The organism is Nonomuraea helvata, from assembly GCF_039535785.1.
GTDB lineage: Bacteria > Actinomycetota > Actinomycetes > Streptosporangiales > Streptosporangiaceae > Nonomuraea > Nonomuraea helvata.
Genome location: NZ_BAAAXV010000009.1, coordinates 445,450 through 460,540 on the forward strand (window position 1 = coordinate 445,450; position 15,091 = coordinate 460,540).

General features: G+C 69.1%; 13 protein-coding genes. 4 read left to right on the forward strand and 9 right to left on the reverse strand.

Annotated elements, in window-relative coordinates; all coding sequences use genetic code 11:
• The first annotated feature begins 85 nt into the window (after nucleotides 1-85).
• Nucleotides 86-472 (forward strand): MarR family winged helix-turn-helix transcriptional regulator, encoded by a 387-nt coding sequence (locus tag ABD830_RS34650; protein ID WP_344997223.1) that lies wholly within the window; start codon nucleotides 86-88, stop codon nucleotides 470-472.
• A gap of 27 nt (nucleotides 473-499) precedes the next feature.
• On the opposite strand, the gene ABD830_RS34655 is transcribed toward ABD830_RS34650, so the two are convergent.
• The 6 genes from ABD830_RS34655 to ABD830_RS34680 all read right to left on the reverse strand — a co-directional run bounded on the left by ABD830_RS34655 (nucleotide 500) and on the right by ABD830_RS34680 (nucleotide 7,329).
• The gene (locus ABD830_RS34655) at nucleotides 500-1,777 is read right to left on the reverse strand and encodes a thymidine phosphorylase (protein WP_344997225.1); all 1,278 of its coding nucleotides are present in this window, start codon (nucleotides 1,775-1,777) and stop codon (nucleotides 500-502) included.
• Complete coding sequence (locus ABD830_RS34660) at nucleotides 1,778-2,176, reverse strand: cytidine deaminase (protein WP_344997227.1); 399 nt, start codon at nucleotides 2,174-2,176, stop codon at nucleotides 1,778-1,780.
• Nucleotides 2,173-3,453 (reverse strand): ABC transporter permease, encoded by a 1,281-nt coding sequence (locus ABD830_RS34665; protein WP_344997229.1) that lies wholly within the window; start codon nucleotides 3,451-3,453, stop codon nucleotides 2,173-2,175. The genes ABD830_RS34660 and ABD830_RS34665 overlap by 4 nt, the downstream gene beginning before the upstream one ends.
• Nucleotides 3,450-4,592 carry an ABC transporter permease gene (locus ABD830_RS34670; RefSeq protein WP_344997231.1) on the reverse strand — a complete coding sequence of 381 codons (1,143 nt, stop codon included), beginning with the start codon at nucleotides 4,590-4,592 and terminating at the stop codon, nucleotides 3,450-3,452. The genes ABD830_RS34665 and ABD830_RS34670 overlap by 4 nt, the downstream gene beginning before the upstream one ends.
• The gene (locus ABD830_RS34675; protein WP_344997233.1) at nucleotides 4,592-6,178 is read right to left on the reverse strand and encodes an ABC transporter ATP-binding protein; all 1,587 of its coding nucleotides are present in this window, start codon (nucleotides 6,176-6,178) and stop codon (nucleotides 4,592-4,594) included. The genes ABD830_RS34670 and ABD830_RS34675 overlap by 1 nt, the downstream gene beginning before the upstream one ends.
• Nucleotides 6,179-6,261: 83 nt before the next feature.
• Nucleotides 6,262-7,329 carry a BMP family lipoprotein gene (locus ABD830_RS34680; protein ID WP_344997236.1) on the reverse strand — a complete coding sequence of 356 codons (1,068 nt, stop codon included), beginning with the start codon at nucleotides 7,327-7,329 and terminating at the stop codon, nucleotides 6,262-6,264.
• Between the two features lie 302 nt (nucleotides 7,330-7,631).
• Here ABD830_RS34680 and ABD830_RS34685 point away from each other — a divergent pair, with 302 nt between their 5' ends.
• Nucleotides 7,632-9,494, forward strand: a complete 1,863-nt coding sequence (locus ABD830_RS34685) for a Xaa-Pro dipeptidyl-peptidase (RefSeq protein WP_344997238.1) — start codon at nucleotides 7,632-7,634, stop codon at nucleotides 9,492-9,494.
• A gap of 60 nt (nucleotides 9,495-9,554) precedes the next feature.
• On the opposite strand, the gene ABD830_RS34690 is transcribed toward ABD830_RS34685, so the two are convergent.
• Nucleotides 9,555-10,778 (reverse strand): M20 family metallopeptidase, encoded by a 1,224-nt coding sequence (locus ABD830_RS34690; RefSeq protein WP_344997240.1) that lies wholly within the window; start codon nucleotides 10,776-10,778, stop codon nucleotides 9,555-9,557.
• 496 nt (nucleotides 10,779-11,274) lie between these two features.
• Here ABD830_RS34690 and ABD830_RS34695 point away from each other — a divergent pair, with 496 nt between their 5' ends.
• Nucleotides 11,275-12,666, forward strand: a complete 1,392-nt coding sequence (locus ABD830_RS34695) for a peptide ligase PGM1-related protein (protein WP_344997242.1) — start codon at nucleotides 11,275-11,277, stop codon at nucleotides 12,664-12,666.
• Here ABD830_RS34695 and ABD830_RS34700 read toward each other — a convergent pair.
• A complete protein-coding gene (locus ABD830_RS34700) occupies nucleotides 12,638-12,877 on the reverse strand; it encodes an SCO4848 family membrane protein (protein ID WP_344997244.1) in 240 nt (79 codons plus the stop codon). The two genes, ABD830_RS34695 and ABD830_RS34700, sit on opposite strands and share 29 nt — an antisense overlap.
• 83 nt (nucleotides 12,878-12,960) lie before the next feature.
• Between ABD830_RS34700 and ABD830_RS34705 the strand changes: the two genes are divergently transcribed.
• Entirely contained in the window at nucleotides 12,961-14,073 is a 1,113-nt protein-coding gene (locus ABD830_RS34705; RefSeq protein WP_344997246.1) for a D-alanyl-D-alanine carboxypeptidase family protein, read from the forward strand.
• Here ABD830_RS34705 and ABD830_RS34710 read toward each other — a convergent pair.
• Nucleotides 14,062-15,075, reverse strand: a complete 1,014-nt coding sequence (locus tag ABD830_RS34710) for a YihY/virulence factor BrkB family protein (protein ID WP_344997248.1) — start codon at nucleotides 15,073-15,075, stop codon at nucleotides 14,062-14,064. The genes ABD830_RS34705 and ABD830_RS34710 overlap by 12 nt on opposite strands.
• Between the last annotated feature and the right edge of the window lie 16 nt (nucleotides 15,076-15,091).

The following is a 15,091-nucleotide window of genomic DNA, read 5'->3' on the forward strand; positions in this document are numbered from 1 at the left end:
AACAGAACACTACATGCAAGCACATCTAATGCAAACGCATTTAATGCCGTTGCATAAGTTTTAGCGAAGTGGTAACCTCCGCGACATGGACGAGGAGTTCGTGGTCGACACCTGGCATTACGTCCTGGCCAAGCACGCCAAGGCCATGTGCGCGCTGGAGCGCGAGCTGGGCGATCGGCACGGGCTGGGGCCGAGCGAGTTCGAGGTGCTGGACCGGATCGTCCATCACGACAGGAAGCTCCGCATCCAGGAGCTCTGCGACGAGGTGCACCTGAGCCAGAGCGCCCTGTCCCGGGTGGTGGCCCGCCTGGAGAAGGCCGCGCTCGTGTCGCGCGGGGTCTGCGACGCGGACCGGCGCGGGGTGTTCGTCTGCATCACGGACGAGGGTCGCGCCCGCCACGCCGAGGCCCTGCCCACGCAGCGCGCCGTCCTGGCCGAGATCTTCGCCGACGCGCCGGCCCTCGCCCGCTGACGAGCCCGCCACAGGCGGGCGCAGCCGCTACGAGGCCGTGATGCGGTCGATGACCAGGGGAAGCAGCTCCTCGCTCGCCTCGCCCACCGCGTAGGCACCCTCCAGCGCCTCCAGAGCCCGCGGGAAGCGCTCCGTCTCGTCCGCGTGCAGCGTCATCAGCGGCTGCCCCGCGCGCACCAGATCGCCCGGCTTGGCGTGCAGCATGATGCCGGCACCGAACGACACGGGGTCCTCCTTGCGCGCCCGCCCGGCCCCGAGCCGCCAGGCCGCCAGACCCACCGCGTACGCGTCCAGCCGGGTCAGCACGCCGGACGACGGCACCTCCACCGTCAGCGTCTCCGCCGCACGGGGAAGCAGCCCATCGGGATCCCCGCCCTGCGCGCTGATCATCCGACGCCAGGCGTCCATCGCCGATCCGTCCGCCAGAGCCTTGGCGGGGTCCTTGCCGGACACCCCCGCGGCCTCCAGCATCTCGTTGGCGAGCCGTACGGTGAGCTCCACCACGTCAGCGGGCCCTCCGCCGTCGAGCACCTCGACGGACTCCGCGACCTCCAGGGCGTTCCCCACGGCCCGTCCCAGCGGCCGGTCCATCGCCGTCAGCAGGGCGACCGTGCGCACCCCCGCGTCCGTCCCGAGGGCCACCATGGTCTCGGCCAGCTCGCGGGCCGTCTCAGGGGTCTTCATGAACGCGCCGGAGCCCACCTTCACGTCGAGGACGAGCGATCCGGTGCCCTCGGCGATCTTCTTGGACATGATCGACGAAGCGATCAGCGGGATCGACTCGACGGTGCCGGTGACGTCGCGCAGGGCGTACAGCTTCTTGTCGGCCGGCGCCAGGCCCTCCCCGGCCGCGCACACGACCGCGCCCGCCGAGCGCAGGACGTGCAGCATCTCACCGTTGGAGAGCGAGGCCCGCCAGCCGGGGATCGACTCGAGCTTGTCGAGCGTGCCGCCGGTGTGCCCGAGGCCGCGGCCCGAGAGCTGCGGCACGTACGCGCCGCAGGCCGCCACCAGCGGGGCGAGCGGCAGCGTGATCTTGTCGCCGACGCCGCCCGTCGAGTGCTTGTCGGCGGTCGGCCGGTCGAGCTCGGACCAGTCCATGCGCTCGCCCGAGCGGATCATGGCCTGCGTCCAGTCGGCGATCTCGCGGCGGTTCATGCCGTTCAGGAGGATGGCCATGGCCAGCGCGGACATCTGCTCGTCGGCCACGCCGCCGCGGGTGTACGCGTCGATCACCCAGTCGATCTGGGCCGTGGTCAGCTCCCCGCCGTCACGCTTGGCGCGGATGACCTCAATGGCGTCCATTCAGGCGCTCCGGCTGAGGTCCTGCGGACCGAACGCGTACGGCAGGATCTCAGCCATCCGCTTCGGCCCGTCCACGGTCTCGACCAGCAGGTCGTCGCCGCCGAACTCATAAAGGAGCTGGCGGCAGCGCCCGCACGGCATCAGCAGCTCGCCGTGCCCGTCCACGCAGGTGAAGGCCACCAGCCGGCCGCCGCCCGACGACTGGAGCGCCGACACCAGGCCGCACTCGGCGCACAGGCCCACGCCGTAGGAGGCGTTCTCGACGTTGCAGCCGGTGACCACCCTCCCGTCGTCCACCAGAGCCGCCGCTCCCACGGGGAACTTCGAGTACGGCGCGTACGCGTTACGCATGGCCTCCGCGGCCGTGTCCCGCAGGCCGTCCCAGTCGATGGCGGTCAATGCTGCTCCCCCCGGCGATAGCGCACGCCGTCGGCCTTGGGCATCCGCAGCCGCTGCGAAGCCACCAGGAGCACGAGCAGCGTGAGCACGTGTGGTGTGATGAAGACGAATTCGTTAGGCAGCTGGTCGACGGTCAGCCAGAGCCAGAAGAGCACGACCGTACCCGCCGCGGCGGCCGCCATCAGCGTATATTCCCTGGCGCTCCTGGCCGCGAGCTCGGCGGGCCGCTCGGGCGACAGCATCCGGCGGACCCTGATGATCAGGTAGGCGAGCAGCAGTACCGCGCCGAACAGGAAGAACGAGGTGATCGCCCCGGTGCTGCGCAGCTGGAGCCCGCTGGCGTAGCCGAACAGCGAGGAGCCGATGGCGAGCCCGCCGGGACGCCAGTTGCCGAAGATCATGGCGGCCAGGCCGATGAAGCCGCGCCCTTGCGTCTGGCCCTCGACGTACTTGGTGGAGACGAAGACCAGGAACACGCCGCCGAGCCCGGCGAACGCGCCGGAGATGACGACCGCGATGTACTTGATCCGGTAGACGTTCACGCCCAGCGACTCGGCCGCCCACGGGTTCTCGCCCGCCGAGCGCAGGCGCAGCCCGAACGCGGTGCGCCAGAGCACGAAGTAGGTCAGGGGCAGCAGCAGGACCGCCAGAATGACCAGCACGTTCACCTCGTGCGTGAGCCCGCGCAGGATGCCCGCGAGGTCCGAGAGGAGGAACCAGTGGGTCCCCTCCAGCTTGCCCAGGAGGTCGGGCCCGTCGGAGAGCAGCGGCAGGCTCGGCGACGGCGCGGGCGAGGTGATCGCGGGCGAGCCGGTGAAGCCCGCGCCCGCGTCCGCCGCGGCGGTGCCGTCCTTGTAGAACACCTCGGACAGGAAGCGGGTGATGCCGGGGCCGAGCAGGTTGATCGCGACGCCGCTGATGATGTGGTCGACACCGAACGTCACGGTCGCGACGGCGTGGATGAGGCCGCCGAGCGCGCCCCCGAGCAGCCCGGCCAGCAGCGCGGCCACCGCGCCCCACTGGTATCCGGCCCAGCCGGCGAACCAGGTGCCGAGCACCATCATGCCTTCGAGGCCGATGTTGACCACGCCGGCCCGCTCGGCCCACAGGCCGCCGAGGCCGGCCAGGCCGATCGGCACCGCCAGCAGCAGCGCCGCGGCGAACGTGCCGGACGAGGTGATGTCGTTCTGGCCGGACACGACCCGTACCAGCGACATCAGCAGGATGAGTGCGGCGACTCCGAGGAGCGCCACGTGGTACTTGCCAAGCCTGGTCATGCTGCCACCTCAACCGGGGTGTTCCTGCCGAGCTCCTGGGCGGCCCGCCGCTCTTCGAGTCTGAGCGCGAGCCGGTTCGTCACCTCGTTGGCCACGACGACCAGCAGGACGATGACGCCCTGCATGATCGTGATGACGGACGGCGGGACGTTCGCGATCTGCAGCGCGCCCTGCGCCCGGTCGAGGAAGGCGAACAGCAGCGCGGCGATCGCGATGCCGACGGGCTTGTTCCTGCCGAGCAGCGCCACCGCGATGCCGAGGAAGCCCAGGCCGGCGGTGAAGTTGGAGTTGAACGCACCCTTGTCGCCAAGGATCTCGGGCAGGCCGATGAGCCCGGCGATCGCGCCGGACAGCACCATCGCCGCGATGACCATCGTCTTGGGGTTCACACCTGAGGCGAGTGCGGCCGGGCCGTTGAGGCCGCTGGCCTTGACGTTGAAGCCGAACCTGGTCCGCTCCAGCAGCACCCAGACCACCACGCCGAGCACGATCGCCACGATCAGGAAGCCCCACAGGCCGCCACCGCGCGTGGGCGGGAGCAGGCCGAACCCGTCGAACAGGAAGTTCAGGTTGGGGAACATGGCCGACTCGGGCAGCTGCGGCGTGGTCGTGGTGAGCTGGCCCGCGGCACGCTGACCCGCGAAAGGGCCGCGTACGAGGTAGGACGTCAGGTTGATCGCGATGTAGTTCAGCATGATCGTGGCGATGACCTCGTTCACGCCCCTGGTCACCTTCATGACCGCGGGGATCAGCGCGTAGAGGCCGCCGACGGCAGCGGCGACCACGATGATCACCGCGATCTGGATCGGCGCGGGCGCCTGGAACGTCGAGCCCACGTATGCGGCGACGATGGCCGCGAGCCGGTACTGGCCCTCCACGCCGATGTTGAAGAGGTTCATGCGGAAGCCGACGGCGACCGCGAGACCGGCGATGAACAGGGGCACGGCCCGGTTGAGGAAGGTCGCGATGCCGTTGGAGACGGCCCGCGGGGTCGCGCCGAAGTCGAAGAAGGCGGCGAACGCGTCGAGCGGGCTGGCGCCCGCCGCGATGATCGCCACGCTGGAGATCGCGATCGCGAGGACGATGGCGATGACGGCGCCCGCCACGGTGAACAGCGCCCGGTTGAGACCGGCGGGCATCACGTCTCCTCATCGCCGGCGATGGCGCCGGTCATGTAGCCGCCCAGCCGCTCGGGCGTGATGTCGGAAGGGTCGAGCGCGGCCACGAGCCGCCCGCGGTAGATCACCCGGAGCGTGTCGGACAGGCCGATCAGCTCGTCGAGGTCGGCGGAGATGAGCAGCACGGCCAGCCCGGCGGCCCTGGCGTTGCGCAGGTGGTCCCAGATGGCGGCCTGCGCGCCGACGTCCACGCCTCTGGTGGGGTGGGCCGCGATGAGGAATCTCGGCTCGCCACTCATCTCCCGGCCCACGATCAGCTTCTGCTGGTTGCCGCCCGACAGGGCCAGGGCCAGCGTGTCGACGCTGGGCGTGCGTACGTCGTACTCCTTGATGATGCGCTCGGTGTCGGCCTTGGAGGCCCGGCGGTCGATCCAGATGCCGCTGCGGGCGGGCTTCCTGGTCTGGTGGCCGAGCACGCGGTTCTCCCACAGCGAGGCCTCGAGCAGCAGGCCCTGCCGGTGCCGGTCCTCCGGGATGTAGCCGATGCCGGACTCCCTGCGCCTGAGCGTGGACCATTCGCTGATGTCCTGGCCGTCCAGCTCGATGCCGCCGTGCGCGGGCCGGATGCCCATGATCGCCTCGATCAGCTCGGACTGGCCGTTGCCCTCGACGCCCGCGATACCGAGGATCTCGCCCCGGTGGATCTCGAACGACACGTCGTCGAGGAGCAGCCGCTTGCCTTCTTCGCGCAGCTTGGCCAGGTCGGCGGCGGCGTGGTAGCCGTCGGCCTCCATGGTGACCTGGGCGACCCGCAGCGTCACGACGTCGGTCACCGTGGACTCGCGAGTCTCGGGCGTGGGCAGCTCACTGCCGACCATGAGCTCGGCGAGCTGGCGCGCGGTGACCTCGCCGGGGTCGACGCTCGCGACCGTGGTGCCGCGCCTGATCACAGTGATCGCGTCGGCGATGCCGAGCACCTCGTCGAGCTTGTGCGAGATGAAGATGACCGTCAGGCCGTCGGCCTTGAGCTCGCGCAGGTTCTGGAAGAGCTCCTCGACCTCCTGCGGCACCAGCACGGCCGTCGGCTCGTCGAGGATCAGGATGCGGGCGCCGCGGTAGAGGACCTTGAGGATCTCCACACGCTGGCGGTCGCCGACGCCGAGGTCCTCCACGAGCCTGTCGGGGTCGACCCGCAGTCCGTGGTTCTCGGCCAGTTCGGTGATGCGTTTCCTGGCGGAGGCCGTGTCGAGCCTGCCGCCCTTCTTCGGCTCGGCGCCGAGGACGATGTTCTCCAGCACGGTCAGGTTGTCGGCCAGCATGAAGTGCTGGTGGACCATGCCGATGCCCACGTCGATGGCGTCGCTGGGCGTGCGGAAGCTCACTTCCTCGCCGTTGACCCTGATGGTGCCCTCGTCCGGCTTCTGCATGCCGTACAGGATCTTCATCAGCGTGGACTTGCCCGCGCCGTTCTCCCCGACGATGGCGTGCACGGTGCCCTGCTGGACGGTGATGCGAATGTCGTGGTTCGCAATGACACCGGGGAAACGCTTGGTGATGCCCTCCAGCTCTACGGCGGGTTTCACCGTGGCCAGGGTGTCAGCACTCATTGCCTCTCCTAGCGGGGGGCGGGAGATAGACAGAAGGCCCGAAGTCAAGGACTCCGGGCCCTCAGCTGTCACTCCTACCCCGATTACGGCTTCGACGGAACCGTGATTTTGCCGTCGACGATGTCCTTCTTTGCCGCGTCGAGCTTGTCCTTGATGTCGTCGATCTCGCCACCGGTGGTGGACAGGCCCACGCCGTCGACCTTGAGGTCGTACGTGATGTTGGTGCCACCCTTGGCGCCGCCCTGGAAGGCCTTGATGAACTCGAAGACACCGACGTCGACGCGCTTGAGCATCGAGGTCATGATGACCGGCTGCAGGTCGGTCTCCTTGACCGTCTGGCGCTGGTCGGAGTCGACGCCGATGGCCTTCTTCTTGGCCGCGGCCGCCGCCTGGAACACGCCGAGGCCCGAGTCGCCGGAGGCGTGGTAGACGATGTCGGCGCCGTCCTGGTACATCTTCTCGGCCGCGACCTTGCCCTTGTCGGGGGCCTTGAAGCCGGAGAAGTCACCGTCAGGGGTGAGGTACTTGATGTCGATCTTGTCGTCCGGCTTGACCGACTTCACGCCGGCCACGAAGCCCGCCTCGAACTTCTTGATCAGGTCGTTCTCGACGCCGCCGACGAAGCCCACGTGGTTGGTCTTGGACTTGGTGGCCGCCGCGACGCCCGCCAGGTAGGAGCCCTGCTCCTCGGCGAACAGCAGGCCGGTCACGTTGGGCCCGTTGGAGGCGGAGTCCACGACCGCGAACTGGATGTCCGGATATTCGGCCGCCGTCTTCTTGATGTCGTCGCCGTACGCGAAGCCGACGCCGATGATCGGGTTGTAGCCCGCGTCGGCGAGCTGGCGCAGCAGGTCGCCGCGGTTGGAGCCGTCGGCCGCCGGGCTCAGCTCCTTGATGTCCGCGTTCAGGTCCGTCTTGGCCTTCTCCAGACCGGCGTAGGCGGCGTCGTTGAACGACTTGTCACCCCGGCCGCCGACGTCGAACGCCAGACCCACCTTGAGGCCGCCCTTCGGCGCCTCGCTGCCGGCGCCGGCGCTGGGCGCCTCGCTGGCCGTGGTACCCCCACCACTGCCACCGCAGGCCGCCGCTGCCATGAGCATGACGCCGGCCACGGAGCCGATCGCCATCCTGCTGAATCGCTTGCCGAGCAAGGCGACTCCCTTCCATTTCCCCGTCGTCCTCGCCGCTGTCAGGCCCAAAGAACGTACGGCACCTGCACGGAAGATAGTTGCTTGACCAGGGCGAACCAAACTGGCGCACAGGGTCGAAACCGCTCCGTTATCGACATCACTCGCGTCCGTGACCTGAGGCACGATTCGGACACGTATGTAGGCACCAAGAAAGATTTGCCCAACTTTGACCTCTTGTGCCGGGCCCGATCATGACGGAGATTCCGACAGACGGTGGAAGTCTTATCTCGGAGCACTGAATGCACCCTTGGAAGGCCTTATCCATGCCCATGGCCGCGCTGCTCGTCGTGGCTCTGAGCGGCACCGCACCCGCCAGGGCCGACACCCCGGCCGTCAAGATCGAGAACAACGCCACCCAGCCGGTCTTCTCCCGCGCGGACGCCGTCAAGCAGACGGTGTTCGTCGAGGTCGAGGGGATCGACAGCGACAACGACGGCCGGCCCGACCGGGTCGCCGTGGACATCCTGCGGCCCAAGGAGACCGACCAGGGGCTGAAGGTCCCGGTCATCATGGAGGCCAGCCCCTACTTCGCCGGCGGCAACGACGTCGCCAACCACCCCGTGGACGTGGACGCGACCGGCCATCCGCTGCCCGCCATGACCGCGATGGCGGACAAGGTGGCCGCCGAGCCGTTCGACGGCTACTACGACAACTACTTCCTGCCCCGCGGGTACGCCGTCGCGCTGGTGGAGAACCTCGGCAGCGGCCGCGCCACCGGCTGCCCCACCTCCGGCGACCGCAACGAGACGGCCGGGCCGAAGGCCGCGATCGACTGGCTGAACGGCCGCGCCAAGGGCTTCGACGCCGACGGAAACCCCGTCGAGGCCACCTGGTCCACGGGCAAGGTCGGCATGATCGGCGTCTCGTACAACGGCACGCTGCCCAACGCGGTGGCCACGACGGGCGTCGAGGGCCTGAAGACGATCGTCCCCATCGCGTCGATCTCCAGCTGGTACGACTACTACCGCGCCAACGGCGGCGTCCTCGCGCCCGGCGGGTTCCAGGGCGAGGACCTGGACGTGCTCGCCAAGTACGTGCTGACCAGGGAGAACGGCCAGAATGCGTGCGGCGCCCTGATCGACCGGATCACCACGGCCCAGGACCGCCTCACGGGCGACTACAGCGCCTTCTGGGACGCCCGCAACTACCTGAACGACGTCGGCAAGGTCAAGGCCAGCGTCTTCCTCGTGCACGGGCTCAACGACTGGAACGTCAAGACCAAGCAGTTCGCGCAGTGGTGGAACGCCCTGGCCAAGCGGCACGTCCCGCGCAAGATCTGGCTGCACCAGGGCACCCACATGAGCCCGTTCAACTTCCGCACCGCCGAGTGGCTGCGCCAGCTGCACGGCTGGTTCGACTACTGGCTGTACGGGATGGACTCGGGCATCATGCGCGAGCCGCAGGCGGACGTGGAGATCGCGCCCGGCCAGTGGGGCCGGCACGCCTCCTGGCCGCTGTCCGGCTCGGCCACGGTGCCCCTCTGGCTCGGCTCCGGCTCGAAGCTGGGGCTGACGCCGAACCCGCTTGCGGCCAAGGAGACGTTCACCGACCAAAAGATCAGGACGGCCGAGCAGCTGGTGGAGGCCACGGGGGCCGATCCGAACCGGCTGGCCTACCTGACCGGCGACCTGCCCGCCGACGTGCGGATCTCCGGCACGCCCACGGTGTCGGTGCGGGCCTCGCTGACGGACGGCGCGTCACCGTACCTGACGGCGCTGCTGGTGGACTACGGCACGGACGTCCGTGCGAACGGCACCCTGCTCTCGACGGGCGAGACCTACTGCTACGGCCAGGGCATCCCGGGTGACACGGGCTGCACGACGCTCAGGAGGCTCGGCACGGCCACGACGCCGTACAAGATCGTCACGAGGGGCTGGCTGGACGTCCGCAACCGGCACCGCCCGGACCGGACGGAGGCACTCCGCGCCGGCAAGGAGTACACCTTCACCTGGGACTTCCAGCCCACGGACTACCTGTTCAAGAAGGGCCACCGGCTGGGCCTGGTGATCATCTCGACCGACTACGACTACACCCTGCGGTACCCGCCGGGCACCCGGATCACGGTCTCGCCGGGGCGCTCGTCGCTGCGCCTGCCCGTCGTTCTCGGCAGAATGCCGCAGCTCTAGGCCGCTTTTCCGCAACAAAAGCCCCCCGCCGGAGTGGGGCGGGGGGCCGGGAGCAGGGGATCAGGCCAGCGCGGTGGTGACCGGGTCGAGCGGGCCGATCTCCCACAGCGCCGTCAGCGCGGTGGCCGCCATGACCCGCACGCCCATCGCGATCGCCTTCTCGTCGATGTCGAACGTGCCCTGGTGGATGTCGTACGTCATGCCGCCCGGCGAACGGGTGCCCAGCCGGGCGAACGCTCCGGGGATCGACTCGAGGTACCACGCGAAGTCCTCGCCGCCCAGCGACTGCTGGGTCGGGACCACCGCGCCCGCGCCCAGCACGCGCTCGGCGGCCTCGGTCAGCATCTCGACGCTGACCTCGTCGTTGACCACCGGCGGCACGCCGCGCGCGTAGTCCATCGTCGCCTCCACGCCGTAGGCGCCGGCCACCGACTCCAGGAGGGACTTGATCAGGTCAGGCGCGGCGTGCCAGGCGTTCTCGTCGAGGCAGCGGACCGTGCCCTCGGCGACGCCGTCGTCGGGGATCGCGTTGGCGGCCGTGCCGGCCTCGACCCGGCCCCAGACGAGGCTGAGCGAGGAACGGGGGTCGACCCGGCGCGACAGGGCGGCGGGCAGCTCGGTGAGGATCTTGGCCAGGGCGAAGACCAGGTCGGCCGTCAGGTGCGGCCGGGCGGTGTGGCCGCCGGGGCCCGAGACCCTGACGGTCAGCCTGTCGCAGGCCGAGGTGATCGGGCCGGGCTTGAGCCCGAGCTGGCCGACGTCCACGCGCGGGTCGCAGTGGAGGCCGAAAATGCGGTCGACGCCGCTGATGCCGCCCTGCGCCATGACCTCGAGCGCGCCGCCGGGCAGCTCCTCGGCGGGCTGGAAGATCAGGCGCACGCGGCCGGGCAGCAGCCCCGCCGCGGCCTGCTGCGCGAGGAAGAGCGAGGTGCCGAGCAGGACCGTGGTGTGCACGTCGTGGCCACAGGCATGGCAGGCGCCGGCCACGGTCGAGCGGTACGAAACGTCCTTCTCGTCCTGCAGGGGCAGCGCGTCGATGTCGGCGCGCAGCGCGATCGTCGGGCCGTCGCCGCTCCCCACGTCACAGATCAGGCCGGTGCCGCGCGGGAGCACAGAAGGGGCCAGGCCGGCGGCGGTGAGCCGCTCGGCGATCCGCTGCGTCGTGCGATATTCGGCGAAGGCCAGCTCGGGGTGCATGTGGATGTCGCGGCGAAACGCCACGAGATCCTCTTCGGTCTCCGCCAGGAACGCGTCGAGTTCCCCCCGCAGCTCACGTCCCCTCATAAGTCACCATCCCGTCCATGCCGCGCGCACCAATATGTCTGACCACCGCGGCTCATGCGCTGTGGAAGCTCATCCGTCCGCCGTGGCCCCCCGGTCGAGCGGCCGCTCGGCGAACCAAAAAACACACCCACCTGGTAGGGGTGCGCGAGATCGTCAGCATGGGCCAGCGCGTCGTCAGCCGCGAGTGCCGCTGCAGCCCGGGAGCACAGCGGTCGGCCGTGAGCCCGATGGCGATGCTTCGACTTTATCGCCCCCGCGAGAGTTCTCGCCGAGGGATATGCCAAAAACTCCCCCCAGCATGGCCCCTAAACCGCAGGTGACCACGCTCCGTGAGCAGACGCGTGATCCGGAAATAGTTACAACGGATCAGTAGATCGTGACCCGATGTCGCCACTTCCAAACGTGGTCGGCGATTCCGAATCCTGTCACCTTCTGTCATGGTCATCACACTTCGGCGATGGCTGCATTTGAGAAGAATGCGTGTTTCACTCGCAATATGATCACTAATATCCCGTTCGGGGAGAAGTATGCCAGCTTGAGCATCTTCGAGCCGAGCGAGGGGACCATGGTGGTCGTACCCTCGCTCTCCCTTCCGCAGGATGAGCTCCGCCGGATCACGGCAGCCAGATCGTACGAGGAACGCCTGCTGTTCCTGCTGCTCACCCTCCGCGAACCCGGGGTCAAGGTGGTCTACCTCTCCTCGACCCCCATCGATCCCGACGTCATCGACTACTACTTCGGGTTCCTGCCCGACCCGGATGACGCCGCCAAGAGGCTCACGCTGATCAGCCTCGACGATCCCTGGTCCCAACCGCTGACCAGGTCCCTGCTCGCCCGTCCCGACGCGCTGGAGCAGCTGCGCGGTGCCATCGAAGGCGATGCCTGGCTGGTGCCGTTCGTCCTGAGCGAGCTCGAGGAGGAGCTCGCCTCGTTACTCAACGTTCCCCTCTACGGTCCCGCCACCTCCCTGTCCTATTACGGCTCCAAGAGCGGGGCGCGCGAGGTCGGCCACGAGGCGGGCGTGCCGATGGCACGCGGCTTCGGCGACGTGCGGAACGCGATCGAGATCGAGGAGGCGATCGAGGCCCTGCCGGGCGAGCGGGTGATCGTCAAGCTGAACGACGGCTACTCCGGACTCGGCAACGTGATCGTCACCAAGGCCGACAGGTCGCAGACCAGCTTCTCGGCGGCGGGCGAGACCTGGGCCAGCTTCACCGCGAAGATCCGGGAGCGCGGCGCGGTGGTCGAGGAGTTCATCGAGCACCGGCCGCTGTACTACCCGAGCGCGCTGGCCTGCATCACGCCCAGCGGCGACGCGCAGGTCCTCGCCACGCACGACCAGGTGCTCGGCGGGCCGAACGGCCACGTCTACCAGGGCTGCACGTTCCCCGCCGCGCCCGAGTACCGCGCCGAGGTGGGCGCGTCGGCCGAGCGGATCGCGCGCGTCCTGGCGGACCGGGGCGTGGTGGGACTCTTCGGCATGGACTTCTTCGCGCTGAAGGCCGACGCCGGGTACGCGGCGCTGCTGTGCGAGATCAACCTGCGGATCGGCGGCACCACGCATCCGTTCGGCGCGGCCGTGCTGACGACCGGGGCCTCGTACGATCCGGCCACCGGCCTGCTCATGACCGGAGATCAGCCGAAGTTCTACACCGCGACCGACAACTGCTCGTCCTCCTGCCTGCGCGGGCACACCCCGGGTGAGGTCGTGCGCATGGCGGAGCGGCTCGGGGTCGGCTTCGACGCCGAGCGGCGCACCGGGAACGTCTTCCACCTGCTCGGGGCCATCCCCGAGTACGGCAAGCTGGGCTTCACGTCGATAGGCGACTCACGCGAGGAGGCGGACGAACTGCACGCCCTCACCCGGCGTCTCCTGTGCGGCCCCTGACGGGGCCGCCCTGCTTCGCGGCCCCTCGGAGGCCGCGCCAGCCGATGATCCCCAACACGACGGCAAGAACGATGTTCACCGCGATCAGGATGCCGTGCACCACGTAGAAGCCGGTCGGATGCCCGTCGGCCAAGTTAAAACCCAGGTTCACCCATTCAAAGATCATAAATACGCCGAGAATGATGAGGAATGCGGCGATCTTTCGCGACATCTGTGCCTCTCTAGCATCAAAGGTGGATCTTCAGGGGATGTGTCGCCACATGGGCATTCACTCGAAGCTACGCTGAGATCGCCATGTGGACGAAACTCGTGCCGGTCACGGCACTCATCGCCTCGGCCTCGCTCACCAGCGGGACCGCATACGCCGCACCGACGACACCCGTCGGCGGCGACGCGCTGGGCAGCCACGGTCTGGTGGCGCCAGAAGGTGTCAAGAAGCCGCCCAAGAACGAGGCTACGTCGTTCGTCATCGCGGACGTGGACACGGGTGATGTGCTCGCGGCCAAGGACGCCCACGGGCGGTATCTGCCGGCCAGCACGCTCAAGACGCTGACCGCGGTCACGCTCATTCCCAAGCTCGACAAGAACCGCAAGGTCCGGCCCAGCGACAACGCCTGTAACCAGGAGGGCACGGCGGTCGGCCTGTCGCCCAAGACGACGTACAAGGTCGACGACCTGTTCAGGGCGCTGCTGATGTCGTCGGGCAACGACGCGGCGATGGCGCTGGCCGAGACGAACGGCGGCGTGGCCAGGACCATGAGCGACATGAACGCCGAGGCCAAGCGGTTGCAGGCGTACGACACCGTGGCCAAGACGCCCAGCGGGCTGGACAAACCCGGGCAGAGCAGCTCGGCGTACGACCTGGCGCTGATCGCCCGGGCCGGCCTCGCCAACCCCGCGTTCCGGGGATACATCAGCACCAAGACCGCCAACTTCCCCGCACCCAAGGGCCACTACGAGATCAGCAACCACAACAAGCTGCTCTGGCGCTACAAGGGCATGATCGGCATCAAGAACGGCTGGACCTCGAAGGCCCTGGGCAGCTTCGTCGGCGCGGCGACCCGCGACGGGCACACGATCGTGGTGAGCATCATGCGGCACGAGGGCTACTTCTGGGACGAGGTGGCCAAGCTGCTCGACTGGGGCTTCTCGGTCAGGGGCAAGGTCACGCCGGTCGGGAAGCTCGTGGACCCGCTCCCTGACCCTCAGGCCATCCCGCGGGCTTCGGCGCCGGCCTCGCACGTCACGCCGGCCGCCCAGCCGCCGCTGCTGGACACGGCCGGCCGCAAGCAGAGCGACTCCACCAAGCTGATCGGGGCCGCCGTGATCGGCGGAGGGCTGCTGTTCGGGCTGATCTGGCTCGGGTACGGCATCCGCCGCCGTCGCCGTGGCGGCTCACGCGTCTGAGCCGCCCGGGCGGGACCGCGTGCCCGGCGCCCGGTCCGGGCCGCATGCCTCGCCCACCTCCGGCGCCTCTCCCGCCCGCGCACCCGAGTACGGGATCGGAGTGGGGGCCGGCGGAGGGCAGTAGCCGGCGGTGTCCGTCCAGGCGGCGACGTAGAGGATCAGCCTGGCCGAGAAGTTCATCCACAGGAGCAGCCCGACAATGACGGCGAACGTGCCATAGATCGGGTTGCTCAGCGTCTGCCCGAGCAGCAGCGTCGCCACCTGCTTGAGCAGCCCGAACCCGATCGCGCCCAGCAGCGCCCCCTTGGCGATCGTCCGGAACGGCCGGGTCGGCCTGGCCACCCACCCCAGCAGGATCAGGAACAGCAGCCAGTCGGCCCCCACGCTCGCCGCCACGCCCGCGGCCCGCAACCCGTAGCCGGCCAGCATCGACTCGCTGCCGAAGACGAAGTGCATGACCTTGTCCGTGGCCGTGGTGGCGAACCCCGCGACCAGCACGGACGCGATCATCGTCACCCCGATCAGGATGAGCGAGGCCAGGTCGCGCAGCTTGCCCAGGAAGAAGTTGAGCGGCGGCGTGGTGCTCATCGACACCTCGCGCAGCGCCTCGCGCAGCGCGTCGAGGGCGCCGAGCCCGGCGTAGAGGAGGCCGAGCAGACCGATGATCCCGGCGGTCGCCTTCGCCTGGCCGATGGCCTCGAGGTTGAGCTGGGTGGCGATGCCGGGCAGCCGTTCGACGATGGCCTGCTCCAGGGCCTTCCTGGTGGCCTCACTGGTCGCCACCACGAACCCGAGCACCGCGTACGAGAGGGAGACCAGCGGGAAGAACGACAGGAACGCGAAGTACGTGACCGCGCCCGCCAGCCGGTCACCCCTCTGGAGCTGATAGCGCTGGACCGCTCTGATCAGATGGTCGAGCCACAGCCTGCGGACCCGCCATGAGTCCACCTTGCCGAGTCCCCATGCCTTGATCGCCTCGATCCGCCCCATCAAGCTCGCCATCACGCCTCCTGGCCAC

What these genes read in the sequence shown, in the direction of transcription:
- ABD830_RS34650 (WP_344997223.1), top strand. Translation starts at nt 86, where the DNA reads ATGGACGAGGAGTTCGTGGTCGACACCTGGCATTACGTCCTGGCCAAG.
- ABD830_RS34655 (WP_344997225.1), bottom strand. Translation starts at nt 1,777, where the DNA reads ATGGACGCCATTGAGGTCATCCGCGCCAAGCGTGACGGCGGGGAGCTG.
- ABD830_RS34665 (WP_344997229.1), bottom strand. Translation starts at nt 3,453, where the DNA reads ATGACCAGGCTTGGCAAGTACCACGTGGCGCTCCTCGGAGTCGCCGCA.
- ABD830_RS34670 (WP_344997231.1), bottom strand. Translation starts at nt 4,592, where the DNA reads ATGCCCGCCGGTCTCAACCGGGCGCTGTTCACCGTGGCGGGCGCCGTC.
- ABD830_RS34675 (WP_344997233.1), bottom strand. Translation starts at nt 6,178, where the DNA reads ATGAGTGCTGACACCCTGGCCACGGTGAAACCCGCCGTAGAGCTGGAG.
- ABD830_RS34685 (WP_344997238.1), top strand. Translation starts at nt 7,632, where the DNA reads ATGCCCATGGCCGCGCTGCTCGTCGTGGCTCTGAGCGGCACCGCACCC.
- ABD830_RS34690 (WP_344997240.1), bottom strand. Translation starts at nt 10,778, where the DNA reads ATGAGGGGACGTGAGCTGCGGGGGGAACTCGACGCGTTCCTGGCGGAG.
- ABD830_RS34695 (WP_344997242.1), top strand. Translation starts at nt 11,275, where the DNA reads ATGATCACTAATATCCCGTTCGGGGAGAAGTATGCCAGCTTGAGCATC.
- ABD830_RS34700 (WP_344997244.1), bottom strand. Translation starts at nt 12,877, where the DNA reads ATGTCGCGAAAGATCGCCGCATTCCTCATCATTCTCGGCGTATTTATG.
- ABD830_RS34705 (WP_344997246.1), top strand. Translation starts at nt 12,961, where the DNA reads ATGTGGACGAAACTCGTGCCGGTCACGGCACTCATCGCCTCGGCCTCG.
- ABD830_RS34710 (WP_344997248.1), bottom strand. Translation starts at nt 15,075, where the DNA reads ATGGCGAGCTTGATGGGGCGGATCGAGGCGATCAAGGCATGGGGACTC.